The sequence below is a fragment of the Paenibacillus aurantius genome (genome assembly GCF_032268605.1).
GTDB classification, from domain to species: domain Bacteria; phylum Bacillota; class Bacilli; order Paenibacillales; family NBRC-103111; genus Paenibacillus_AO; species Paenibacillus_AO aurantius.
The window spans coordinates 5,782,501-5,806,189 of record NZ_CP130318.1 but is presented as its reverse complement, the minus strand read 5'-3'; the positions used below and the strand labels follow the sequence as shown (position 1 = coordinate 5,806,189).

The 23,689-nt window shown below is 57.1% G+C and carries 20 protein-coding genes and 1 other RNA gene; 17 read left to right on the top strand and 4 right to left on the bottom strand.

The window, feature by feature from the left end:
- Positions 1-153 precede the first annotated feature (153 nt).
- The gene (thrC, locus tag MJA45_RS26235; RefSeq protein ID WP_315604835.1) at positions 154-1,389 is read right to left on the bottom strand and encodes a threonine synthase; all 1,236 of its coding nucleotides are present in this window, start codon (positions 1,387-1,389) and stop codon (positions 154-156) included.
- A gap of 152 nt (positions 1,390-1,541) precedes the next feature.
- Between thrC and MJA45_RS26230 the strand changes: the two genes are divergently transcribed.
- The gene (locus MJA45_RS26230) at positions 1,542-2,450 is read left to right on the top strand and encodes a LysR family transcriptional regulator (protein ID WP_315604834.1); all 909 of its coding nucleotides are present in this window, start codon (positions 1,542-1,544) and stop codon (positions 2,448-2,450) included.
- A 79-nt stretch (positions 2,451-2,529) separates the two neighbouring features.
- Entirely contained in the window at positions 2,530-3,975 is a 1,446-nt protein-coding gene (locus MJA45_RS26225) for a phosphodiester glycosidase family protein (RefSeq protein WP_315604833.1), read from the top strand.
- 365 nt (positions 3,976-4,340) lie between these two features.
- Here MJA45_RS26225 and MJA45_RS26220 read toward each other — a convergent pair whose 3' ends face one another.
- Positions 4,341-6,404: a transglycosylase domain-containing protein gene (locus MJA45_RS26220; protein WP_315604832.1), complete on the bottom strand. Its 2,064-nt coding sequence runs from the start codon at positions 6,402-6,404 to the stop codon at positions 4,341-4,343.
- A 468-nt stretch (positions 6,405-6,872) separates the two neighbouring features.
- On the opposite strand from MJA45_RS26220, the gene speE reads away from it, so the two are divergent.
- Together speE and speB are read left to right on the top strand one after the other, a co-directional pair.
- The gene (gene speE / locus MJA45_RS26215) at positions 6,873-7,700 is read left to right on the top strand and encodes a polyamine aminopropyltransferase (RefSeq protein WP_315604831.1); all 828 of its coding nucleotides are present in this window, start codon (positions 6,873-6,875) and stop codon (positions 7,698-7,700) included.
- 85 nt (positions 7,701-7,785) lie between these two features.
- Complete coding sequence (speB, locus tag MJA45_RS26210; RefSeq protein WP_315604830.1) at positions 7,786-8,655, top strand: agmatinase; 870 nt, start codon at positions 7,786-7,788, stop codon at positions 8,653-8,655.
- 208 nt (positions 8,656-8,863) lie between these two features.
- Here speB and MJA45_RS26205 read toward each other — a convergent pair whose 3' ends face one another.
- On the bottom strand, positions 8,864-9,706 hold the full coding sequence (locus MJA45_RS26205) for an AraC family transcriptional regulator (RefSeq protein ID WP_315604829.1): 843 nt from the start codon (positions 9,704-9,706) through the stop codon (positions 8,864-8,866).
- 238 nt (positions 9,707-9,944) lie between these two features.
- On the opposite strand from MJA45_RS26205, the gene MJA45_RS26200 reads away from it, so the two are divergent.
- Positions 9,945-10,352, top strand: a complete 408-nt coding sequence (locus tag MJA45_RS26200) for a YwiB family protein (protein WP_315604828.1) — start codon at positions 9,945-9,947, stop codon at positions 10,350-10,352.
- A 50-nt stretch (positions 10,353-10,402) separates the two neighbouring features.
- On the opposite strand, the gene MJA45_RS26195 is transcribed toward MJA45_RS26200, so the two are convergent.
- Positions 10,403-11,560 carry a S8 family peptidase gene (locus MJA45_RS26195; RefSeq protein WP_315608107.1) on the bottom strand — a complete coding sequence of 386 codons (1,158 nt, stop codon included), beginning with the start codon at positions 11,558-11,560 and terminating at the stop codon, positions 10,403-10,405.
- Between the two features lie 404 nt (positions 11,561-11,964).
- Between MJA45_RS26195 and rpoE the strand changes: the two genes are divergently transcribed.
- The 12 genes from rpoE to MJA45_RS26135 all read left to right on the top strand — a co-directional run bounded on the left by rpoE (position 11,965) and on the right by MJA45_RS26135 (position 23,672).
- A complete protein-coding gene (rpoE, locus tag MJA45_RS26190; protein WP_315604827.1) occupies positions 11,965-12,531 on the top strand; it encodes a DNA-directed RNA polymerase subunit delta in 567 nt (188 codons plus the stop codon).
- A 320-nt stretch (positions 12,532-12,851) separates the two neighbouring features.
- A complete protein-coding gene (locus tag MJA45_RS26185; protein WP_315604826.1) occupies positions 12,852-14,462 on the top strand; it encodes a CTP synthase in 1,611 nt (536 codons plus the stop codon).
- 153 nt (positions 14,463-14,615) lie between these two features.
- Positions 14,616-15,011, top strand: a complete 396-nt coding sequence (locus MJA45_RS26180) for a response regulator (protein WP_315604825.1) — start codon at positions 14,616-14,618, stop codon at positions 15,009-15,011.
- Positions 15,012-15,134: 123 nt separating this feature from the next.
- On the top strand, positions 15,135-15,989 hold the full coding sequence (fba, locus tag MJA45_RS26175; RefSeq protein WP_315604824.1) for a class II fructose-1,6-bisphosphate aldolase: 855 nt from the start codon (positions 15,135-15,137) through the stop codon (positions 15,987-15,989).
- 90 nt (positions 15,990-16,079) lie between these two features.
- Complete coding sequence (locus MJA45_RS26170) at positions 16,080-17,330, top strand: UDP-N-acetylglucosamine 1-carboxyvinyltransferase (RefSeq protein WP_315604823.1); 1,251 nt, start codon at positions 16,080-16,082, stop codon at positions 17,328-17,330.
- A 214-nt stretch (positions 17,331-17,544) separates the two neighbouring features.
- Positions 17,545-18,825, top strand: a complete 1,281-nt coding sequence (gene rho, locus MJA45_RS26165) for a transcription termination factor Rho (protein ID WP_315604822.1) — start codon at positions 17,545-17,547, stop codon at positions 18,823-18,825.
- Positions 18,826-18,882: 57 nt separating this feature from the next.
- Positions 18,883-20,160, top strand: coding sequence for a radical SAM family protein (locus MJA45_RS26160; RefSeq protein ID WP_315604821.1), 1,278 nt, complete (start codon positions 18,883-18,885; stop codon positions 20,158-20,160).
- Positions 20,161-20,312: 152 nt separating this feature from the next.
- The gene (rpmE, locus tag MJA45_RS26155; protein ID WP_315604820.1) at positions 20,313-20,510 is read left to right on the top strand and encodes a 50S ribosomal protein L31; all 198 of its coding nucleotides are present in this window, start codon (positions 20,313-20,315) and stop codon (positions 20,508-20,510) included.
- A 76-nt stretch (positions 20,511-20,586) separates the two neighbouring features.
- Positions 20,587-21,027: a hypothetical protein gene (locus MJA45_RS26150; protein ID WP_315604819.1), complete on the top strand. Its 441-nt coding sequence runs from the start codon at positions 20,587-20,589 to the stop codon at positions 21,025-21,027.
- 112 nt (positions 21,028-21,139) lie between these two features.
- Positions 21,140-21,405: signal recognition particle sRNA large type (gene ffs, locus MJA45_RS26145), an RNA gene on the top strand.
- A gap of 215 nt (positions 21,406-21,620) precedes the next feature.
- Positions 21,621-23,351: a DNA polymerase III subunit gamma/tau gene (dnaX, locus tag MJA45_RS26140; RefSeq protein ID WP_315604818.1), complete on the top strand. Its 1,731-nt coding sequence runs from the start codon at positions 21,621-21,623 to the stop codon at positions 23,349-23,351.
- Positions 23,352-23,363: 12 nt separating this feature from the next.
- Complete coding sequence (locus MJA45_RS26135; RefSeq protein ID WP_315604817.1) at positions 23,364-23,672, top strand: YbaB/EbfC family nucleoid-associated protein; 309 nt, start codon at positions 23,364-23,366, stop codon at positions 23,670-23,672.
- Positions 23,673-23,689 lie beyond the last annotated feature (17 nt).

The window sequence follows — 23,689 nt, the reverse complement described above, 5'->3', positions numbered from 1 at the left end:
GAATGGGGTGGTTCTCCCGCAGCGGCAGGCGTTGGGCTATCATCGGGTGGAAACCAGAGGGAGCGGGTCTGCTGCCGGACGGAAAGACCGGGTCGGGCGTAGGTTCAGCAGGCTACTCTGGATGTTCCACCGGAGGCCCCTATATGCCGGCTCTCACAGCCGAACGCGGTTCATCTTGTTGGCGTAGAGCGCTTCCGGCCCTCCGCCCAGATGGTAGGCACCCACGGCGTCCGTGTCCTTGAGCAGGTGGCCGGTGAGAAGGCAGACGGCCGTCTCCTCCCGGTCGATGATCCCGTGGGACACGAGCCGGCGCAGCCCCGCCACGGCGGCCGCCGAAGCGGGCTCGCATCCGACGCCGCTTGCGTCCACCACCGCCTTGGCGTTCAAGATGTCCTCGTCCGTCACGGCCACGGTGACGCCCTTCGTTTCCTGAAGGACGAGGGCGGCCTTGCGCCAGCTGGGCGGGTGGCCGATGTTCAAGGCGGAGGCCCGGGTCGAGGGCGCCGGCTCCGGAACCAGCTCCGCCGCACCCGCTTCCATCATGCGGTGGAAGGGGCTCGCCCCCTCCGCCTGGACGACAGCCACCCGGGGCAGGCGGGGGATGAAGCCCAGCTCGTACAGGTCCCGCAGTCCTTTGCCCAGGGCCGAAACGTTGCTCAGCGCCCCGCCTGGCAGCACGATCCAGTCCGGCAGCTGCCAGCTCAGATCCTGAGCGGTTTCGTAAATAATGCTTTTCTGGCCCTCAATGCGGAACGGATTGACCGAGTTGCCTACATACAGGCCCAGCTCCCCGGCCTGCTCCCGCAGGAAGCGGATGCCGTCGTCATACGTTCCGGCAAAGCGATGGACCACGGCTCCGTAGGCGAGCGTCTGAAGAACCTTATTCTCCGAAACGGTTCCTTCGGGCACATAGACATGAGCCTCCCCTCCCATAAGGGCGGCGTACATGGCGAGGGAGGAGGACGTGTTGCCGGTGGACGAGCAGGCGAACCTACGGAAGCCGAGGAAACGGCCGTGCGAGACCGCAGCCGTCATTCCGTGGTCCTTGAAGGAGCCGCTCGGGTTCTCACCTAGTGCCTTCAGCCACAGCCGGCGGCAGCCGGCATACGAGGTAACGGCGGGCGGGCTGTACAGGCCGGTATTCCCTTCACCCTTCGTAACCAGCGCCTCCAGCGGAAGCTCGGGGGCGATCAGCTCCTTGTACCTCCATACGCCGCTCGCCAGCGGGGTATGCCTTTCGCCCAGCCGTTTGGCGAACTCCCGCTTGAGCTGCTCCGCATCCACTCCCCGAAAATCCTGCACCAGCTCCAGAAGGCCGCCGCAGCGGCATTCGTACCGGATGCTGTCCATGGAATACCTCGTGCCACATTCCGTGCATCTTGCTTTCATTTTGACGGACCGGGCTGTCCCGAATCCTTCCCTCCCCAGGTTCCCGTTGCTAACGGGACTTCTTACGCTTTACACTAGGGGAACTGGAATCATAAATCCAATACAGGTTTTTTCGTATTTCATAACTTATTTTTATATAAAGGGGTAGACAGATGAATCTGCATGCTTTGAAAATCTTCTGTGAGGTTGCCCGCAGGGGAGGGGTTACCCGGGCGGCGGAAGCCCTCCACATCAGCCAGCCGGCGGTGACGGCCCAGCTTCGGACGCTGGAGCGGGAGCTCGGGTTGACGCTTATCGCTCCGAAAGGGCGGGGAATCCTTCTCACGGAAGCGGGAGAGCTGGTTGCGGAGAAGGCGGAGAGGCTGTTTTCCCTCGAACGCGAGCTGGAACGAGGCCTCTTGGATTATAAGGAGGGGAGAGCGGGCCGGCTTCGTCTGGTCTCGACCTTTTTACCGGCTCATTATTTGCTTCCCCAGGCACTCGCGCGCTTCAAAACCCTCTACCCGCAGGTAAAGGCTTCCCTGCAGACGTTGAACTCGAGAAAAGCGGCGGAAAGCCTGCTTCGGTATGAAGCGGATGCGGCCGTAATCGGCGGAGCGGGCTCATGGGAGGCGGACGGATTGACCGGAGAGCCGCTGCTTGACGATGAGTGGTGGTTTATCGTGCCGGAGCATCACCGGCTGGCAGGAAAACGAACCGGTCTCGCCGAAATGCTGGAGGAAGATTTTGTCATGAGGGAGGCGGGAAGCTCCGGCCGTGAAATGCTGCTGGCGGTAGGCCGGATGTACGGGACGAAAGCCCCCAAGGCGGGGCTTGAGGTGAACGGCCCGGGCGAAGCGATCCGGACGGTCGCGTCGGGCTACGGAGCCCATCTCGTCTCGGCGTTGGAGGCGGCGGGACCGGTAAGCCGGGGGGAAGTGAGCCGGGTTTACGTGGAGGAGGAGCTGCCGGTTAACCCCATCGCCTTGTACACGAGAGAGGGGGAGGACCGGCCTCCGGCTGTGGAGCATTTTATAGGGGTGCTGCGGGAAGTTCTGACCGGACGGCTTGATCGGGAATGAAGAAGCGGGAAAGCCCATACATTAGTGACGAACGAAGGCGGAAAGGGCCTGCGGGAATGCGTAGAAGGAGCGGCGAAGCATGGGTGAGTGGGGAAGAAAAATGGGCTCCACCCTTCGAAATTGGAGCTGGTTCAAAAAAACAATGATGCTTTTCAGCTTGATGCTTTTTCTGAGCACGAGCTTCCTGTATCTGACCCCGGCGGGAGCGAGCCTGCGCGAGTTTTCGGCGGCGACCTTTATCGGGACGCAGCACCGTTCCTGGGCGTGGATCTTTGTAGGCCGGGTGAAGCGGGATTTAATGGTGGCGGAGAAGATGGTGCAGGTTTCGGTGATGGGGGATGAGGAGCAGGAACTGGAGCTGATTACGCTTCCGGCTCCGGCCGAGCCTGTCAGAAGGAGCCGGGATGAGCTGATTCGGGTGGAGGATATCTCGAAGCCCTTCTTCAAAGGAAAAATGATGTGGGTCTATGATCCCAAAAGCATCCGCATGGTCGTCACGGCCAAGGCCCCGATGGGGGAGCGGATTACCGAGATGGTGAAGCGTACCGGTGCGGTGGCGGGCGTGAATGCCGGAGGCTTCGACGACCCCGACGGGCTCGGCAACGGCTTCGCGCCGATCGGCATGATCATGTCGGACTCCGAAATCATGTACGCGGATGTGAAGGGCAAGCAGCCGATCGTGGGCTTCACCGACGAAGGGAAGCTGGTGGTCGGCAATTACACGCTGGATGACCTGAGGGAGCTGAAGGTCAAGGAAGCCGCATCCTTCTATCCGCGCGTCATTCTGGACGGCAAACCGCTCATTACGAACGGCAACGGATCGTCGGGCCGCGATCCCCGGACGGCGGTCGGCCAGAAGGCCGACGGCACGGTGATTTTCATTGTCATCGACGGGCGGCAGCCGACGCACAGCCTCGGGGCTACGCTGAAGGAGGTCCAGGACCTCTTTCTGGAGCAGGGCGTCGTGAACGCCGGCTTCCTGGACGGCGGGGCCTCCGCCGAGATGGTCGTGGACGGCGAGCTCATCACGAAGCCGTCCAGCCGGTACGGCGAGCGCCGGCTCCCTTCGGCGTTCCTGGTCTTCGACCGTCCGCAGGAGGTGGCGGTGACGAGCCCGTGGAAGGGCATCTCCGTCATCGATCCGGGAGGCGCGAAGTCGCATCCCGAGTTTCTAGCGGAGCAGCAGCGGCTGAGGGAGCAGGCGGCCCGCTCGTCAGCGGCGCGGCCGGAGGCCGCCCCGGCCGCCCCGGCGGCGGAGGCACCGCAGGCGACGGCCAAGCCGGCTCCGGCCGGCACGCCGAAGCCCTCGCCGAGCGGGGCTGGCGCTGCGCCAGCCGGCGCGGAGCCTGGGCCGGGCGGCGCGGACGCGGCGGCCAGCATGCAGCCGAAGCCGACGCCCGCGGCGAGCGTGCCCGCAGTGACGGTGCCGCCGGCTGCAACGCCGGCCCCGGCAGCCGGCACGCCAGCCGCGTCCCCCTCGGCGCAGCCGTCCGATCCCGCCGGCTCCTTGGCCGCGGCAGGCTAACCGTATCCTCCCTGATCCGATCGTGCGCTCAAATGAAACGGTTGTGGCACCCGTTTTCCGCGCTCCCCGCCACCTGGTGAAGAAGACCCTTCCAGAAGGAAATTCGGGAGCCGCAGCAATTGTGGCGATTATGTGTCAGCGGTTGAGATTGTTTTCCTGTACAGGTTATACTGTGGAAAGTATATTAACGCAATATACTAGGACAGCAAAGAAGCGAACCCCCCGGTTCGCTTTTTTGTGTTTCTCACCCGAAATCGCTTACAAATATGGTTCAAGCCTCACAAAACACCAAACCGCCCGAGCCTGAACAGGCCCGAGCGGTTCGCTTACTCTATATACTCTCCCGGGAGAGAAACGATCCGGCGTCAATCGTTCCACCAGCGCTTCAGATCGTCCCACCACGATTTGTTCTCTCTGCCTTTGTCCTGGGCACCGGTTCCGGAGCCCCCGGAGCAGTATTCCGTCGGCTCCGTTCCCTGGACGAACGCCTGCAGCTGCGAGTGCGGGCAAGCCTCGTTCGCGAGCTTGCCGCTCTCCGGATCGATGTACACGGTGACCACGCCTTCGGGGACCGTGAACTGTTTCGGCGGAATGGCTTCGAGGGCTCCTTCCGTATATTCGGCAAAGATCGGAGCGGCCTTATGCGATTCCGCCGAGGAAATCACCCGGTCCTTGTCGTAGCCTACCCATACCGCGGTGGACAGCTCGGGGGTATACCCGACCATCCAGGCGTCGGTATTGGTCGTTCCTGTTTTGCCGGCCACGGGGCGCTTCATCAGATCGGAAACGCGGAAGCCGGTTCCGCCCTCCTCGAACACGCTCTCCATCAGATTGGTCATGACATAGGCCTGGGCCGGGTCAATGACCTTTTCCTGTTTGGGCTTGGACCGGTAAAGGATCTTTCCGGCGTTGTCCTCGATGCGGAGGATGGCGTTCGGCTCGGTCCGTACTCCCAGGTTGGCGAACGTTCCGAAAGCCGAGGCCATCTCGTAGGGACTGACCGGGAAGGAGCCGAGCGCCAGGGAAGGCAGGGGCTCCAACCGGCTGGTAACGCCGAGCTGCCGGGCCGTGTCAATTACCTTATCCGTGCCGACATCGAGGATGGTATGAACGGCGTAGATGTTGTTCGATGTCGAGATCGCCCGGCGCATATCGAGCCATTCGTGTGTATATTTGTTATCGAAGTTGTTGGGCTTGTACGTTTTTTTGCCGTCTTCGTAAGAGAATTCCGTCGGGTCGTCCTTGTATTTCTGGAGCGGGGTAAAATGGTTCTTAAGCGCCGTCAGATAGACGATCGGCTTGAACGACGACCCCGGCTGCCGGGTGGTGGCGAAGGCCCGGTTGAATTGATTGGCCCCGTAGCTCCGCCCGCCGACCATGGCTTTGATGGCTCCGTTACGCGGATCCAGGGAGACCAGCGCCGCCTGCAGCTCGGGGGCGTCCTTAAGCTGCTTGCCGATGGCTTCCTCAGCTATTTTCTGGGCCCGCAGGTCGAGCGTCGTGTAGATTTTTAACCCGCCCGAATCGTAGAGGGCTTCGCTGATGTTCAGCTTCTCGGTGACCACGCTGCGGATATAGTCCCGGAAGTAAGGAGCCTCGGCCGGAGGCGTCGGCTGCTGGGGCACGATGGTCAGCTTCTCCTCATAAGCCCGGTCGGCCTCTTCCTTGGTAATGTCGTTGTGCCGGACCATGGCGTCGAGAATAAGCCGCTGCCGGTCCTTCGCATTGTTCATATCCAGATAAGGCGAGTAATAGCGCGGCCCTTTCGGCACGCCGGCGAGAAGGGAGCTTTCCGCCAGATCCAGGTCCTTGGCGTCTTTGTCGAAGAACATGCGGGAGGCGGCCTGGATGCCGTAGGCGGAATGGCCGTAGTAGATTTGGTTCAAGTACTGCTCGAGAATCTGATCCTTGCTCAGCTGCGTCTCCAGCTGCAGGGCGTAGACGGCTTCCTTCATTTTGCGGCTCCACGTGCGTTCGTGGCTGAGGTACAGGTTGCGGGCCAGCTGCTGGGTGATCGTGCTCGCCCCCTGCTCCATGGACAGCGTTTTGATGTCGGTGACGACCGCCCGGGCAAGCCCCTTCGGATCGATGCCGAAATGCTCGTAGAACCGGCTGTCCTCAATGGCGATCGTCGCTTTAACGAGATAAGGGGAAATGTCCTTCAACGCCACCGGCTGACGCTTCTGGCCCCCTTGATAGGCATCGATCAGCTCCCCTTGAGCATCGTAGATTTGAGGGGTAAGGGTCACGCTCGAGACCGGAAGAGCATCGGATCGGAGGTATAGCAGGAAGAGTGCGCCCGCCACGGTTCCGATCACGAGAAGGGAGAGGCCGAGCGCGGCGAGCCTCTTTAGACGGCGGAACCAGAGGAGGACAGGGTCCTCATCCTGGACCCCGGCTTTGCGTTTTTTGCGAGAGTATGGCTCCATGGCCTCTCCTTTCCGGCTGCCCGTCCTGTCCGGGAAAGCCTGATGGGCTCGTTTGCCTGCCTGGCGCATGGGTCTTCCGGTGCCGGCCGGCCATGCTGATCTTATAGCGGTCTTTTCCAGTGTCGGTCTGCTTTCCTATTGATTTTCGTGTGGATCCTGAGGGTTTCCCGCCGACAAAGTTACCGGATAAGGCGCCAGCCCAACGGTTGTTTCTATTAGTATGGAAAAGGTTAGAAATCCCTATACCCGTCCCCCGTGAACTATTTTGCTCCTACTCTCTAAACGGCTGAAAAGGGTGCTTGGTTTCTTGCTTTTTTGCGCTGATTGTCTATAATACAATTGGTATGAGATTGACCGGTGTGCCTGGTAAATCGGGCACTGGGATCGGATTCGAAGCGAATGCAGAGAGCCATAATGAGGCGGTTACAATTGGATTACCCTACCTATACACAGAAAGAAGGAATCGACATGGAACTGTGGTACACCGAGAAACAAACGGACAACTTCGGCATCACGGCTAAGATCAAGGAAACGCTCGTTACGGAGAAAACGGAGTTTCAGGACCTGGCGATCATCGATACGGAAGAGTTCGGACGCATGCTGACCCTGGACGGCATGGTCATGACCACGGTGAAGGATGAGTTCGTTTACCATGAAATGGTCGCGCATCCGGCCCTTTTCACCCATCCCAACCCGGAGCATGTGCTTGTGGTGGGCGGCGGAGACGGCGGCGTCATCCGGGAAGTCATGAAGCACCCGAAGGTGAAGAAAGCCGTTCTCGTCGACATCGACGGAAAAGTCATTACCTACTCGAAGCAATTCCTTCCGGAAATTGCCGGCGAGCTGGACAACCCCCGCGTGGAAGTCATCGTGAACGACGGCTATATGCACATCCATGACCACAAAAACACCTACGACGTCATTATGGTGGATTCCACCGAACCGGTCGGACCGGCGGTCGAGCTGTTCACGAAGGGCTTCTACCAGGGCATCTACGACGCCCTTAAAGAGGAAGGGATTTTCGTAGCCCAAACCGATAACCCTTGGTTCAAGGCGGACCTCATCCGTACGGTCAACCGCGACGTGCGCGAGATCTTCCCGGTTGTCCGCAACTATATCGCGAACATCCCGACTTACCCGAGCGGCCTGTGGACCTTCACGATGGGGAGCAAGAAGCATGATCCCCTGCAGGTGGACGAGACGCAAATTCCCGAGCTCGACACGAAATACTATTCGCCTCGCCTGCATAAGGCGGCTTTCGTTCTTCCTAAATTCGTGGAAGATCTGGTTAAGTAATCCCTTTACTTGTCTATTATACTGACTTGAGCCGGCCTGATCCCGATTTCCGACGGACAGGCTGCGCTTTACAGGAGGCTCCCTAATGCGTTTTGACGATGCTTATTCAGGCAATGTATTTATTGCGAGCTCCCCGGATTACGAGAACGCGAAGGCGGTCATCTACGGCATGCCGATGGACTACACCGTCAGCTTCCGGCCGGGCTCGCGTTTCGGCCCTTCCCGGATCCGTGAGGTTTCGATCGGGCTCGAGGAGTACAGCCCTTACTTGGACAAGGACCTGTCCGAGGCCCGTTATTTCGACGCGGGCGATCTTCCGCTTCCCTTCGGCAACCCGGGCCGTGCCCTCGACATGATCGGCGACTACGTGAAGGGGCTGCTCGATGACGGCAAGTTCCCGCTCGGACTGGGCGGAGAGCACCTGGTATCCTGGCCGGTCATCCGGGAGGTATACAAGAAATACCCTGACCTGGCGCTGATCCACATCGACGCCCACGCCGACCTGCGCGAGCAGTACGAAGGGGAACCGCTGTCCCACTCCACGCCGATCCGCAAAGCGGCGGAGCTGATGGGCGGCCGCAACGTGTACCAGTTCGGCATCCGGTCCGGCACACGAGAGGAGTTCCGCTACGCCCGCGAGAACATCAACTTCTATCCGTTCGACGTGCTGGAGCCGCTTCAGAAGGTGCTTCCGGAGCTCGCGGGACGTCCGGTTTATCTGACGATCGACATCGATGTGCTCGATCCGTCGGCCGCTCCGGGAACGGGAACCGCGGAAGCGGGCGGCATCACGTCGAAGGAGCTGCTCGCTGCGGTTCATGCGCTCGCAGGCGAGGGCATCCATGTTGTCGGAGCCGATGTAGTCGAGGTCGCTCCGGTGTACGACCCTTCGGAGCAGACTCCAATTGTCGCCTCGAAGCTTGTCCGCGAAATTATCCTCGGCCTGGTGAAATAGCACCGCCGAAAGCGATAGCAAAACGCCGCTTCGCCGGAACCCTACGGGTTCGACGGCTCACGAAGCGGCGTTTTTATATGGGCCGGGTCCGTCCCGGTGGCCAGCCGCCGTTCGCCCAAGCGTCATCCTCTCCTTGCCCCCTGTGCGCCCCTCCCATGCCTTGACAATACGCTTCCCGGCCAACCCTACTAGCGGATTTGGCATAGTGCTAAGTGGCCCTCGGCGACGAGCAGTGGACGCGGCGGAAGGTGCTTGGCGTGATGCCTTCCTCCGTGCGGAACAGCTTGATGAAGTAGCTCGGATGCTCGTACCCGACCTTGCGGGCTACCTCCTGCACGGAGAGAGACTGCTCCTTCAGAAGCATCTCCTTCGCCTTGCGGATGCGGAACTTCGTGATGTACTCGAAGGGACGGAGTCCCATCGTCTGCTGAAAGAGCAGGCATGTATACTGGGGCGACAGCTTGAGCTGGCCCGCCAGCTCCCCAAGCGAGATCGGGCGGTCGAAGCGGTCTTCAATATAATGAAGGACCGGCGTCAGCTGCTCGTAATGCTGCTGCTTGGAGCGGACCTCGGACCCGGAGCCGTACGTATACAGATCCAGGATGAGTTGGTAGACAAGCGAGGAGCATTCGAAGCTTCGCATGGGGTCTTTGGAGTGCATCACCACGGCGGCCGCGTGCATTTTGGAAAGCAAGGTATCGGGGTTCGACACATAGAGTACGGAAGTCTCCGTAAAATGCAGCTCCGCCAGAAGATCGGCCGCATGCTTGCCGTTAAACGTCACCCACATGACCTCCCAGGGCTCCCGGATCGCCCGGTATTCGTGAGGGGAGTTCGGAAGCAGCAGCATCCCCTGGCCCTTGCTTACGGTCCAACGCTTGCCGTCCGCCATAAGCTCGCCCTCTCCTCCGAGGCATTGAATCCATTGAAAGTCGCGGTAGCCTTCCTTCCGTTCGATCGGATCCTGGTTGTTCCAGCGTCCCAGGCTCGTTATGTAGAAGGGAAGACGGGAGTCCTCCTCGGTGACCAGCTGAAAAACATTGGGGTTCATGAACATTCCGCCCATCTTAAATTCGTTATATGGCTGACTCGAGATGCTAATCGGTTCGGCCTGATGCGATCCTAGAGGGTCGTCATATTCTTTTATTGTAGCTTCTCTGTAAACCGTTTTCAATCAAAAGGCCTGTCCCATTCGGCGCGGAACGGCCGTCCGTTTGAATTAACGGGGGCGATTGGGTACACTGGGGAAAACCGCAAGACCGGATGCTTGCCGAAAGGAAGATTGGTTTATGCCCGATTCCGTTACTTTACAGATCAACAGCCGGATAGACGGCAAAGAAATCCGGCAGTCGTTCTCCGCGGAACGGTACCGGAAGGGGGATTCCTTCTATTTCCGTTACCGGGAAACGGACCCGGCGATGGGCCGGACCGCCACCATCTTGAAGGTGGCGCCTGGCGAAATCCGGATTCTGCGCCACGGGGACGTCGAATCCGAGCAAACCTTTGTGCCGGACGGCCGCCGGAACGGGTTCTATCAAACCCCGCAGGGGCTTCTCGAGCTCGGGACCGAAACGCGTGAGCTGGCGGTCCGCCTGGTCAATGGAACGGGAACGGTCAGCTGGAGCTATGATTTGTTCGTTTCCGGCGAGCCTTCCGGCACCTGCCGGCTTGAAATCACCGTTACGGAGGGGGCTTAGCCAGGCGGAGCCGGATTTGCGCGAAATGGCCGGGTAAGCCGCCCGGGGCCTTACCCCAACGCGGATTGAACGCTCAGCAGGGCGTTGACCTCCCCGGCGCTCGATGACCTTTTTCCCGAAGGAAGGTCGGTTGCCTGCTTGAGGAGGATTTCCTTTATGGCCCGTGGGGTGAGACCGGGGCGCAGGGAGAGCATGAGCGCAATGACGCCCGACACATGCGAAGTGGCCATGGACGTGCCGCTCATCTCGTGGTATTTGCCGCCGAGCCAGGTGGACACGATCTTGTGGCCGGGGGCATAAAGGTCCACCTTTCGTCCCCGGTTGCTGAAGGGGGCGATTTTTTTCTGCCGGGAGGTGGCCCCTACGGCAATGGTGCAGGGGAACCGCGCCGGAAAGTCGATCTCCCCGAGCTTCCCTTCGTTGCCGGAGGAGGCGACCACAATCGTTCCGGCCCGGTAGGCGGCCTTGACGGCATCCTGCAGCGCTTTGCTCGGGGTCTTCATCCCGAAGCTCATATTGATGATGTTCATCCGGTTGCGCACGCACCAGTCGATCCCGTAAACGATGTCCGAAACGAAAGCCGTGCCGTTATGGTCAAAGGCCTTTACCGCATAAATGTGGGCCCCGGGGGCGACTCCGATAATGCCTAGGCGCTCCGAAGCGGCCGCAATGGTGCCCGCGATGTGGGTTCCGTGCCCGTTGTCGTCGATGGGAGGCAGGTGACGGTGCACCAGATTGACGCCCCCGATTGCCGCTGCCTTCAGATCGGGATGGTTGTAGTCGATTCCGGTATCGATCACGCCGATCCGGACGGCGTTTCCTTTGGAACGGTTCCAGACGGAAGGAGCTTTGATCTCTTTTACTCCCCAGGGAATCCAGTACCGTCCGCTGACGTGCAGGCTTCCGGCGGAGGGCTTGGAGGCGAACTCCGCCAGTCCATGGACGAGCGCGTGTTTCTCATCGGGTTCAATCGTGACTATTCCGCGGCCGCGGGCAAGCTTAGAGGGCGAGATAAGGGGACAGGAGAATCCCCGGATCAGCCCGATGGGCTTCAGCCGGGCAAGCTGGGGCAAGGCCGGCAGGAGCCGGTCTCTTTCGGCCAGGCATTTCCGGTACGTGTCCTCGCTTGCGAAACGGAGCAAATAGCTGGGGGGTGCGGAATCCTCACTGCCGATTTCCTCGCAGATGTGGTGGAGCCATTCGTTCACGTTCAATGGAATTTCCCCTTTTCCGCTGAAAATTCTTTTGTGACATCCTATGTCGGAGCCTCTCTGCCCGCATGGGTAGTCCGCCCTGCCCGAAATATTTAGTCGCCCGCCCGTGTCAAACCAAGGGCATCGACATAGGATGAAGAGAGGGTTGGTATCGGAACCCTTGCTACGGGGATCAAGGCGGATCGGGATAATTCGCGTTTTCCGGGGCGGATACAGTCATGAGCGGGGGGATTCCCCCGCTTTTTCACGTCCCGGGGACCCTTCTTCCTGTTCGGAAGCCTCGCGGTTCGGGCGGGCAAGGGTTGTTGCATTTTTAGATAAAATAGGTTTTACTATATGAAGATAACGGGTAGAATGGAAACAGCTATCGCAAAACCGTGCGAGAGGAAGGGTTTTGAATGAGTAACCAATATACATTGTCCGTACCGGCCGACAAGGCCAAGGAAATGGCGATGGTCGATCTGGCTTTCATGGTGCTGAAGGCCGCGAATACGCCGTTTTATTACCGGGACCTGATGAACGAGATCGCCAAAATCAAAGGCTTTGATGAAGAGAAGATGATGGACGTCATCGCCCAGCTTTATACCGAAATTAATGTGGACGGCCGGTTCGCCTGCGTCGGCAACAACCTGTGGGGATTGAAGCGCTGGTATCCGGTTGACAATAAATCCGACGATGCCGTGGCAAGCGGCAAGCGTCCGCGTATCATCAACGATGACGACGACGATCTGGACGAAGAGGATTACCAAGAGGAAGAGGAAACCTATACGGCCGAAGAGGAAGACTTCGATGCCTTTAATGAGGACAGCGAAGAGGTAGCCGAAGAGGAAGAGGAAGAAGAATTCTTCGAGGAAGAAATCGAGGACGAAGAGGCAGACGAATCCGACATCGATGAGGTCGATGAAGACGCCGAGGACGAGGAAGATTCCGACTTAGACGATGAGGAAGACGCAGACGACAAATAACGATCAATCTCGTCTTGACAGTGCGGACGAAGTCAGAGTAAACTATTGCATGGGCTAAAGATTTACAATTGAATTCCATACTGACATTCCCTAAAGTGCCCCGTCTGTACGGGTGTCACTTTTTTGTTTTTTTGCTTTCTTTTTTCCGTTTTTTTCGTTTCCGTAGGTAAGGAGAGAGAGCGTCTCAGGCTCATTCGGAAGCGTTCCGAAGGCCGCCCGTCTCATGGCGGGAAGTAATAATTTCCGGCCGGGGTGGAAACCTTCCCTATATACCGGACGGGCTTCAAGGCACCATGCTAAAATCCACAGGGGGTAATCAAGTGACGAAATATATTTTTGTAACCGGCGGGGTTGTATCCTCCTTGGGCAAAGGGATTACAGCGGCATCGCTCGGGCGGCTTCTGAAGAACCGCGGCCTTAAGGTAACCATTCAGAAGTTCGATCCTTACATTAACGTAGACCCGGGGACCATGAGTCCGTATCAGCACGGGGAAGTTTTCGTAACCGACGACGGCGCGGAGACGGACCTGGACCTCGGCCACTATGAGCGCTTTATCGATATCAATCTTTCGAAGAACAGCAATGTAACGACCGGTAAGGTTTACTCCTCGGTCATTACCAAGGAACGCAGAGGCGAATACCTCGGCGGCACGGTTCAGGTTATCCCCCATATTACGAACGAGATCAAAGACCGCGTTTTCCGCGCGGGCCGCGAGACTCAAGCCGACGTCGTCATCACGGAGATCGGCGGTACGGTAGGCGACATCGAGAGCCTTCCTTTCCTGGAGGCCATCCGTCAGATCAAGAGCGACATCGGCCGTGAGAATGTTATGTACATTCACGTGACCTTGATTCCTTATCTGAAAGCGGCCGGTGAGCTCAAGACCAAGCCGAGCCAGCACAGCGTAAAAGAGCTCCGCAGCATCGGCATCCAGCCGAACATGATCGTCTGCCGGACGGAGAAGCCTCTATCGGAAGACATGAAGCGCAAGCTCGCCTTGTTCTGTGACATCGACGCTAACGCCGTTATCGAAATGATCGATGCGGATACTCTATATGAAGTTCCTCTGATGATGCGCGATCAAGGGCTGGACGAAATCGTCATCAACCACTTGAAGCTGCAGACCAATGAGCTCGACATGACCGAATGGGAAGCCATGGTGAAGAACGTTAAGGAGCTGAAGCACCAGACCGAAATCGCCATCGTCGGCAAATACGTGGCCCTTCACGACGCGTACCTCAGCATCGTAGAAGCCTTGTCCCATGCCGGTTTTGCGAGCAATACGGAAGTGAAGATCCGCTGGATTAACGCCGAAGAAGTGTACGACCATAATGTGGACGAGCTGCTTCAGGGCGTTCAAGGCATTCTCGTTCCGGGCGGCTTCGGCGACCGCGGCATCGAAGGCAAGGTCATCGCGATCCGGTATGCCCGGGAGAAGAAGGTTCCGTTCTTCGGCATCTGCCTCGGCATGCAGGTGGCGGTCATTGAATATGCCCGCAACGTGCTTAACCTCGAAGGAGCCAACTCCTCCGAGATCAACCCCGCCACGGCGTACCCGGTTATCGACCTGCTTCCGGAGCAGAAGGATATCGAGGATATGGGTGGCACCATGAGGCTCGGCCTTTATCCGTGCAAGCTGGCCCAAGGCTCCCTGGCCATGCAATGCTACGGAGAAGAGCTCGTCTACGAGAGACACCGCCACCGGTACGAATTCAACAACGCGTTCCGCGAGCAGGTGGAGTCGGCCGGCCTGAAGATCACCGGTACTTCCCCGGACGGACGTCTGGTGGAGATGGTCGAGCTTCCCGGACACCCTTGGTTCCTGGCCGTTCAATTCCACCCGGAATTCACGTCGAGACCGAACCGCCCGCAGGCGCTCTTCCGGGAATTCATCAAGGCTGCTTTTCAGAAGGAAGAGAGCGTCAACTAACCTGACAAAAGAAAAATACATTTTTATAAAACAATTGTAAAAAATATCAAAATTTCCTCATTCCCCGGCAGGGATTTGGTTAGATCGCGTCGAATGACTAACGGTAGAGCTGAATTCCTGTGTAAAATTCCTTGACTTCGAGGAGGGCGAACGGTGGAGAAGAAGAAGTTGTTGATCGTCGATGACCAGAACGGAATTCGTGTCCTGTTGGTGGAAGTATTTAACAGCGAAGGGTACCAGACGTTTCAAGCATCGAACGGGAAACTCGCTTTGGAGATCGTCAAGAGAGAATCTCCCGACCTGGTTCTTTTGGATATGAAGATTCCCGGTATGGACGGCTTAGATATTTTGAAGCACATCAAACAGATAGACCCCTCCATGAAAGTCATTATGATGACCGCCTACGGGGAGCTGGACATGATCAAGGAAGCGACGGATTTGGGTGCTCTTATGCATTTCACGAAGCCTTTTGATATTGATGAACTGAGGGTGGAGGTCAACCGCCATTTGGGCCACAAGCCATCCTCCGGTTTTGCCATAGGATCCTGAGAAGGATTCTTTTTTTTGTTTTGGGATGCATTATGGTATAATGGGGCGGTATGACTACATTAGAGCGGATCGGTCCTGCCGTCCGGCAGCGGCTTAGTTCCAGTTTAGGAGGAGTAGCAAATCATGCCATTGGTTTCGATGAATGAATTTCTGCCAAAAGCCAAAGCGAACAAGTTCGCGGTTGGCCAATTCAACATGAACAACCTGGAGTTCGCCCAAGCGATCGTTCAGGCTGCCATGGAACTGAAGTCCCCTTTTATTTACGGGGTTAGCGAAGGCGCTCTTAAGTACATGGGCATCGAGTTTACGGTGGCCATTGCGGAAGCGGCGGCTAAGAAGTCCGGCCTGCCTATCGCCCTGCATCTCGACCATGGAAGCAGCTTTGAAGTGGCCATGAAGTGTATCCGTGCCGGCTTCAGCTCCGTTATGTTCGACGGCTCCCACTATTCGTTCGAAGAGAACATCCGCCTGACCAAAGAGGTCGTTAAAGCGGCTCATGCGATGGGCGTTTCCGTAGAGGGCGAGCTCGGAACAATCGGCGGCGTCGAGGACGACATTTCCGTGGACGAAGAGAATGCCAACCTGGCTAAGCCTGAGGAAGCCATCCGTTTCTACGAAGAGACGGGCGTCGATTGTCTGGCCATCGCGGTCGGAACGGCACACGGCATGTATGCCGGCGAGCCGGACATCAAATTCGATATCATCCAAGAGGTTTCCCGTGCGATTCCGGTACCGGTGGTTCTTCACGGCGGCTCCGGCGTGCCGGACGAAATGATCCGCAAGTCGATCGCTGCCGGCGTTGGCAAAATCAACGTTAACACGGAGAACCAGGTAGCAGCGACGGAAGCCATCCGTGACGTGCTCGGCAAAGACGCTAAGGTCTATGACCCCCGCAAATACCTGACGCCTGCCCGCAATGCGATGGTGGAAGTGGTTAAGTCCAAGATCGAATTGTTCGGAAGCAGCAACCAAGCCTAATTCCCATTGGACAAGCCTTTAAGGAAAAACACCGGTTAGCGGTGTTTTTCCTTCCTATTTTCTTTACTTTTTAGGAGGACAACTCACTCGATGGATAAATTACTGATAGCGGGAGGCCGTCCGCTCCGGGGTACCGTGCAAATCAGCGGAGCCAAGAACAGTGCGGTCGCATTGGTCCCTGCTGCCATTTTGGCTGAGTCTGCTGTCACTTTGGACAATTTGCCGGAATTAAGCGATGTCGCGATATTGACGGAGCTTCTGGTGGAATTGGGGGCAACGGTTGAGCGTAACGGGGATGTCATGAAGATTGACCCGTCATCCTTGAAGTCCGTTCCTATGCCTAACGGAAACATCAAGAAACTGAGAGCGTCTTATTATTTGATGGGCGCCCTGCTGGGAAGATTCGGCGAAGCGGTCATCGGGCTGCCGGGAGGCTGTAATTTTGAACCCCGTCCGATCGATCAGCACATTAAAGGTTTCGAAGCGTTGGGAGCTCACGTCTCGAACGAAGGCGGAGCCATTCACATCCGGGCCAAGGAGCTTCGGGGAGCCAAGATTTATCTGGACGTGGTCAGCGTAGGCGCGACCATTAATATTATGCTGGCGGCCTCACGTGCCAAAGGCGTCACAATTATCGAAAACGCGGCCAAAGAGCCTGAAATAATAGATGTAGCCACCCTGCTCAATTCCATGGGGGCCAAAATCATCGGAGTCGGAACGGAAACCATCCGGATTGAAGGAGTGTCCTCGCTGCATGGCTGCCGGCATTCCATCATACCGGATCGGATCCAGGCCGGTACTTACATGATCGCCGCTGCCGCAACACGGGGCGACGTTGTCGTCGACAACATCATTCCGAAGCACATGGAAGCCGTCACGGCCAAGCTCCAGGAGATGGGAGTGGGCATCGAGGAAATGGATGAGTCGGTGCGCATCATCGGCCGGCCGGAGTACCAGAGCGTCGATGTAAGAGCTTTGGTTTATCCCGGCTTTGCCACGGATATGCAGTCTCCGATGTGCAGCCTGCTGACCCAGGCCAAGGGGACGAGCATCCTGACGGATTACGTATACAGCAGCCGGTTCAAATACATTCCCGAGCTTGTGCGAATGGGAGCCAAAATCAAGCTGGAGGGCCGTTCCGCCATCATTGAAGGAAGCGTGCTGCAGCCGGCCAAGGTGAAGGCGACCGATCTTCGCGGCGGGGCCGCGCTCGTTGTCGCGGGACTTACGGTACCGTCCGGCGGGGTGACCGAGATTACCGGCGTGGAGTACATTGACCGGGGCTATGATCATCTCGTGACCAACCTTTCGAGGCTCGGCGCCGAGATTTGGAGAGAGTAGCCGAAAGCGGGCTTACGATGCCGGACGGCAATCTCTTACGGAGAATAGAAGAGGCAGCGATGGGGAAAGATAGGATCGGTATCTGTCTTTTCCTGTTTGCGGCCCTTTCGTCTAAGGACTACGCGGTTCAAGTGCGTTCCGATGGGTAATGGTTTTAATGGTTAACCAGCCTAAATGCTAGTTTTGAAAATTTAATAGTGTGGTGGTCTAATTAATGGATATGCAATTGTCCCAGCTCGAGGAGCTGAAGCTGACAGAGCTGTATAAGCTTGCCAAAATGCACCAAATCCCGTATTACGGGCAGATGAAGAAGAAAGAACTGATCTTCGCCATCCTTCGGGCTCAGGCCGAGAAGGGCGGCCTCATGTTTATGCAGGGGGTATTGGAAATCCTCCAGGAAGGATTCGGCTTCCTAAGGCCGATCAATTACCTTCCGAGCGCTGAGGATATTTACATTTCGGCGTCCCAGATCCGAAAATTCGATCTCCGCTCCGGAGACTTGGTATCCGGCAAGTGCCGGCCCCCAAAGGAAAATGAACGGTATTTCGGCCTTCTTCAAGTCGAAGCCGTCAACGGCGAGAAGCCGGAAACCGCAGCGGAACGTCTTCACTTCCCTGCCCTCACCCCTCTTTATCCGCAGAAGAAAGTTGTGCTGGAAACCCTCCCTACACAATTATCCACCCGTGTTATGGATCTTCTCAGTCCCGTCGGACTCGGTCAGCGCGGATTGATTGTCGCCCCGCCGAAAGCCGGTAAAACCCTCCTGCTGAAAGAAATCGCCAACAGCATTTCGACCAACTATCCCGAAATCGAATTGTTTGTGCTCTTGATTGATGAAAGGCCGGAAGAGGTTACCGACATGCAGCGCTCCGTTAAAGGAGAAGTGGTGGCGTCCACGTTCGACGAGCTGCCGGAGAATCATATCAAGGTAGCCGAGCTTGTGCTGGAGAGGGCTCAGAGGCTGGTGGAGCATAAGAAGGATGTCGTTATTCTGCTTGACAGCATCACCCGTCTTGCCCGGGCTTATAACCTCGTCATCCCGCCATCCGGACGTACGCTGTCCGGCGGTATCGATCCGGGAGCGTTTCATCGGCCCAAGCGTTTCTTTGGGGCGGCCCGGAACATTGAGGAGGGCGGCAGCTTGACGATCCTGGCGACGGCACTGGTCGAGACGGGCTCGCGGATGGATGACGTCATTTACGAGGAATTCAAGGGGACCGGGAACCTGGAGCTTCACCTGGACCGGAAGCTGGCCGAACGGCGGATCTTCCCGTCCATCGATATCCGGCGCTCGGGAACCCGCCGCGAGGAAATGCTCCTGACCAAAGACGAGCTGGAGAAGATCTGGGCGGTCCGCAAGAGCATGCAGGATTCCTATGAGTATACCGAGGCCTTCCTGAAGAAGCTGAAGGATACGAAAACGAACGAAGAGTTTCTGGCGACGCTGGAAGCGAAGGCTCCGGCGAAAAGGACGACGAAAACCCCTGCCTCCTAAGAACTATCGAGGAGAAACGGATTTCGTTCCAATCCATCATACAAAAAGGTGAATGCAATGAATTTGGTTTATGCCGACCGGGAAGGCAATGTATACGATCATCCGGATTATCTCGCGCTGGCCCGGAGCGCTGACATGGTGACGGAAATTATGGAAGACGAGCTGATTCCTCTTCCTGAGGGGGCGACCTTGGTCAGCCTTCCCTTTACGCGGCCCGTCTATCTTGATCCCCAATCGGGAGAAATGAAGCGTATGGCGGGCGAGTACGAAGCCGTGGGGGCTTTGCTGCCCCAAGGGTTTACCCGTTTGCTCCTGCCGGGCTATCTCAAGACGGACAAAAGCAAGCTGATGCCGCTCTTCGGCTATACCGCGGTCGTCTGGAAGGAGGACGGCTTCTACGTGGCCGCCCGCCAGAGTGACGATCCCGAGCGCTGGAATCCGGTTAACTGCGATGTTCGGGAGCTGGAGCTGCAGGTGGACCGGTTGGCCAAGCAGTATCCGGACAACCGGCTTTATCAGCACTTAACGAAATGCGCCCTGGAATACGAATGCCTCACCGCCTCGAACACGTTCCTCCAAAGATGGGAGGGAGCGGTTCCGGTGTCGTACTCCTGCAATGCCGGATGCCACGGCTGCATCTCGGAACAGCCTGAGGACAGCGGCTTCGTCGCCCCGCAGACCCGCATGAACTTCCGGCCGACGGTCGAGGAGATCGTGCAGGTCATGCTGGAGCATCTGAAGCACCCCGACAGCATCATCAGCTTCGGTCAAGGCTGTGAAGGCGAACCCTCCACCCAGGCCTCGCTGATCATTCCGGCCATCCGGAAAGTGCGGGAGATCACCGATATGGGGTATATCAACATCAATACGAATGCCGGACTTACCGATCATATCCGGGGAATTGTCGATGCCGGCCTTCAGCTTATGCGGGTCAGCACCATCAGTGCGCTTGACGGTCATTATAACGCCTACTACAAGCCGCGTGGATACACCCTGCAGAATGTCGAGAAGTCGCTTCGTTACGCCACCGACAAAGGCGTTCTAACTTCCATCAATTATTTGATCTTTCCGGGGGTAACCGACCGGGAGGAGGAAATCGAAGCGATGATCGGCTTTGTCCGCCGGACCGGGCTTAAGCTTATCCAAATGCGCAATCTTAACATCGACCCGGAAACCTACCTTGAGCTCATTCCCCCGGCTCAGGGAGAGATTCTCGGCATGAAGCAGATGATCGAGATCTTCCAGGAAGAACTGCCCGAGGTGGCGATCGGTTCGTATACGCATTCTCCCTTTGGCTTGGAAAAGAAGAAGGAAGCGGAAGCGGCCGGGTCCTAACCCCAGCTTTGGCGGCTCTTCCCATGGAGATCCGTCTTGTCATCTCCTCGTTTAGGCATTGCCACAGGATATGGCATTGTGCTATAATGAGGTTATGTGTCCATTTAACTCTGGTTCGCGATCATGATCCAGGGCGGAAAGAGGTGAAAGAAATGAAAGAAGCTATCCAGCCTAAATATCACTTGACGAAGGTGACTTGCGCTTGCGGTAACGAGTTCGAAACCGGCTCCGTAAAGCCTAACCTCCGCGTTGAAATTTGCTCCGCTTGCCACCCGTTCTTCACCGGCAAACAGAAGTTTATTGATGCAGGCGGCCGTGTGGACAAGTTCAAGAAGAAATACGGCATCTAATGCCGGCGAGTTCCCTTTAATTAACGGTATAAACAAACCTTCCGGGGTCATTCTAATGACCAAGGGAGGTTTTTTTATGCGCAGATCGAACAGCCGTAAGCCGGGAGCCGCGTGGGCTAGCCCTCAGGCATGGTCTTCCTTTGCTGCCTTGGCGGCGCTGGCCGTTACCGTGACCGCTTGCTCCGGAGCGGGCCCCAATCAAACCAAAACGAATTCGTACTCGAGGGACGGAATGCTGGGGGCGACTCAGGCCAATCCCAATATGATTCACAGCCAGACCTACCATCATTACAAGGACGACAAAGCCCTCATGCAATCGACCCTTTCCAAAGTCAAAGGAGTGGTGGATGCCACCATTTTGACGAATGGTCCGGATGCTTATGTTACCCTTAAGGTCCCTCCGGGGATGAAGGTCGCCGATGCCGATCAGGTGCTGGCTAACGCCCAAAAAGCCCTGAGCGAGAATATGCCCCGGTACCGGATGCATGTGAAATTGGCCAAGCGTTCTTCGCGATAACCGGATGAGGTAGCCGGCGGCTGATGCCGAGTAAGCCGTGACATTTTCGGCTCTCCCCGTGCCAAATTCCGCCGGTTGATCTTTGATCCGGGATCTTGTATACTAGAGCTTACCGTGCTAGATGGGGAGGTAGCGGTGCCCTGTAACCTGCAATCCGCTGTAGCAGGATTGAATTCCTATTAGAGGTCTTGTCGATGTAAGGTCTGGCGTCTCCACGTGGTGTTGACAGCCGGGTCCTTCGCAATGAATACTTGTGAACCCGGTCAGGTCCGGAAGGAAGCAGCCGTAAGCAAGAGGTTTCATGTGCCGAGGGGTGGCCTAGCTTGAGCTAACGAGAGGCGTACGCTTGGATCGCAACGATCGATAATAGGTGCACGGTACCTACTTACCGTATAGGCAACACCTTAATGCTTAGCCGCATTAAGGTGTTTTTATTTTGGAGCAAGTAAAAGCGCGGAACGGACCGCAATCGTTTGAAATAAGGATTCTAACTTTGGATCCGGATTGCAGCGGTTCCCTTCAATGCATAGCGGAAATATAGTATAATAGAGATAATAATTCCTTACCGATGGGGAATGATTAGAGAGGAAATTATGGCGCATATTGCATTATACCGAAGCTGGCGGCCGCAGGCCTTTCGGGATGTAGTCGGCCAGAAGCATATCGTTCAGACGCTGCAGAATTCGTTGAAGGAAGGCCGCTTAAGTCATGCTTACCTGTTTAGCGGTCCGCGGGGAACGGGCAAGACCACCTTGGCTAAGATTGTGGCCAAGGCCGTTAACTGTGAGAACGGCCCCGGCGAAGAGCCTTGCAACGACTGTGAGGCCTGCCGGCGCATTACCGAGGGATCGGTCATCGATGTTATGGAAATCGACGCGGCCTCCAACCGCGGGGTGGAGGAGATTCGCGACCTGCGCGACAAGGTGAAGTATGCCCCTACGGAGGTTCGCCGCAAGGTTTATATCATTGATGAAGTTCACATGCTTACCACAGAGGCGTTCAACGCTCTGCTGAAGACACTGGAAGAGCCCCCGGCTCATGTCATGTTTATTCTGGCTACCACAGAGCCCCACAAGCTTCCGGCGACCATTATTTCCCGCTGCCAACGGTTCGATCTGCGCCGAGTCCCTTTAGAGGAGCAGGTCGAGCGGCTTCAGAAGGTATGCGAGGAAGAGCATTTTACGGCCGACAAGGAAGCCCTTCACTACATTGCAAGACTTTCCGACGGGGGAATGCGGGATGCGCTGAGCCTGCTGGATCAGATCGCCTCCTTCTCCGACAACCGGATTACTTACGAAACCGCTGTTTCGATAACAGGGGGGATTGCCTCCGAGCAGTTCTCCAAGCTGGCCCAATCCATCAGGAACCAAGACATTGGGACCGCTCTAGGGGTAATCGAAGGCTTCATGAGGGAAGGCAAGAGCGCGGACAAATGCATGGAAAGCCTCATTCATTACTTCCGCGACCTTCTGATGATCCGGATGGTTCCGAAAGCCCAAGCCGTTACGGAGCGGATCCTTAATCCAGAGTCGTTCCGCGAAATGGCCGAAGCCTTTGCCCCGGATGATCTGTTCCGGATGATTGAGATCCTTAACCATTACCAAAGTGAAATGAAATTCTCGGCTCAGCCTCAAACGATGTTTGAGGTGGCGGTTATGAAAGCCTGTGCAGCCCTCACGGGCGGCCCCTCCCCGGAGCAGGGACGTTCCTCCACCGGGGAAGCGAGCTCAGAGGAACTCGGCGCTCTTCGGCAGAAGGTCGTTCAACTCGAACAGCAGCTGACCAAGCTGCTTCAGAACGGCGTCGCCGCTGCTTCCCCCGCACCGGCTTCCAAACAGTCGCCTGCCGCTCGAACACCGTCGCCAGCGTCCGCCGCCCGAAGATCGGGCATCAAACTGGACGGGTACGTAAAGCAGCAGGGGAGCGACCTATTCAAGCAGGTGCTCATGAAGTGGAGCCAAGTGCTGGCACAGGTGAAGGATAGGAAAATTACCGTTCATGCCTGGCTGGTGGACGGGGAGCCGGTTTCCATGGATCAGGACAACGTGCTGCTCGCCTTCAAGAGCGCCATGCACCGCGAAACGACCGAGCGCCCTGCCAATAAGCAGCTGATTGAGCAGGTAATATCCGAAATCATGGGCCACCCGATGCAGTTCGTCACGGTTATGCAGAAGGAATGGAAGGAAGCCCAGGAAGGCGCTTCAGAAGAGGCGCCTGAAGAGATGAAGCTTGAGGCCGAAGAGCCGGGCCGGATTAAAGAGGACTGGATTCATGAGGCCATTCAGCTGTTTGGAGAAGATTTGGTCAAAATAAAAGAAGAGTAGGAGTCGATCGCGATGAATAACATGAACCAAATGATGAAACAGGTTAAGAAAATGCAGGAGCAAATGCTTAAGGCCCAGGAGGAGCTCGTCAACAAGACGGTGGAAGGAACAGCCGGAGGCGTGGTAACCGTAACAGCCAATGGACAGAAAAAAATTCTTAGTGTCACCATCAAGCCCGAAGCGGTAGACCCGGATGACGTGGAAATGCTTCAGGATTTGGTTCTGACAGCCGTTAACGACGCCCTGAACCAGGCCGAAGAGCTGGCGAACAAGGACATGGGCAAATTCACCGGAGGAATGAAGATCCCCGGCTTGTTCTAGAGGAAGGTTCCTCTCGG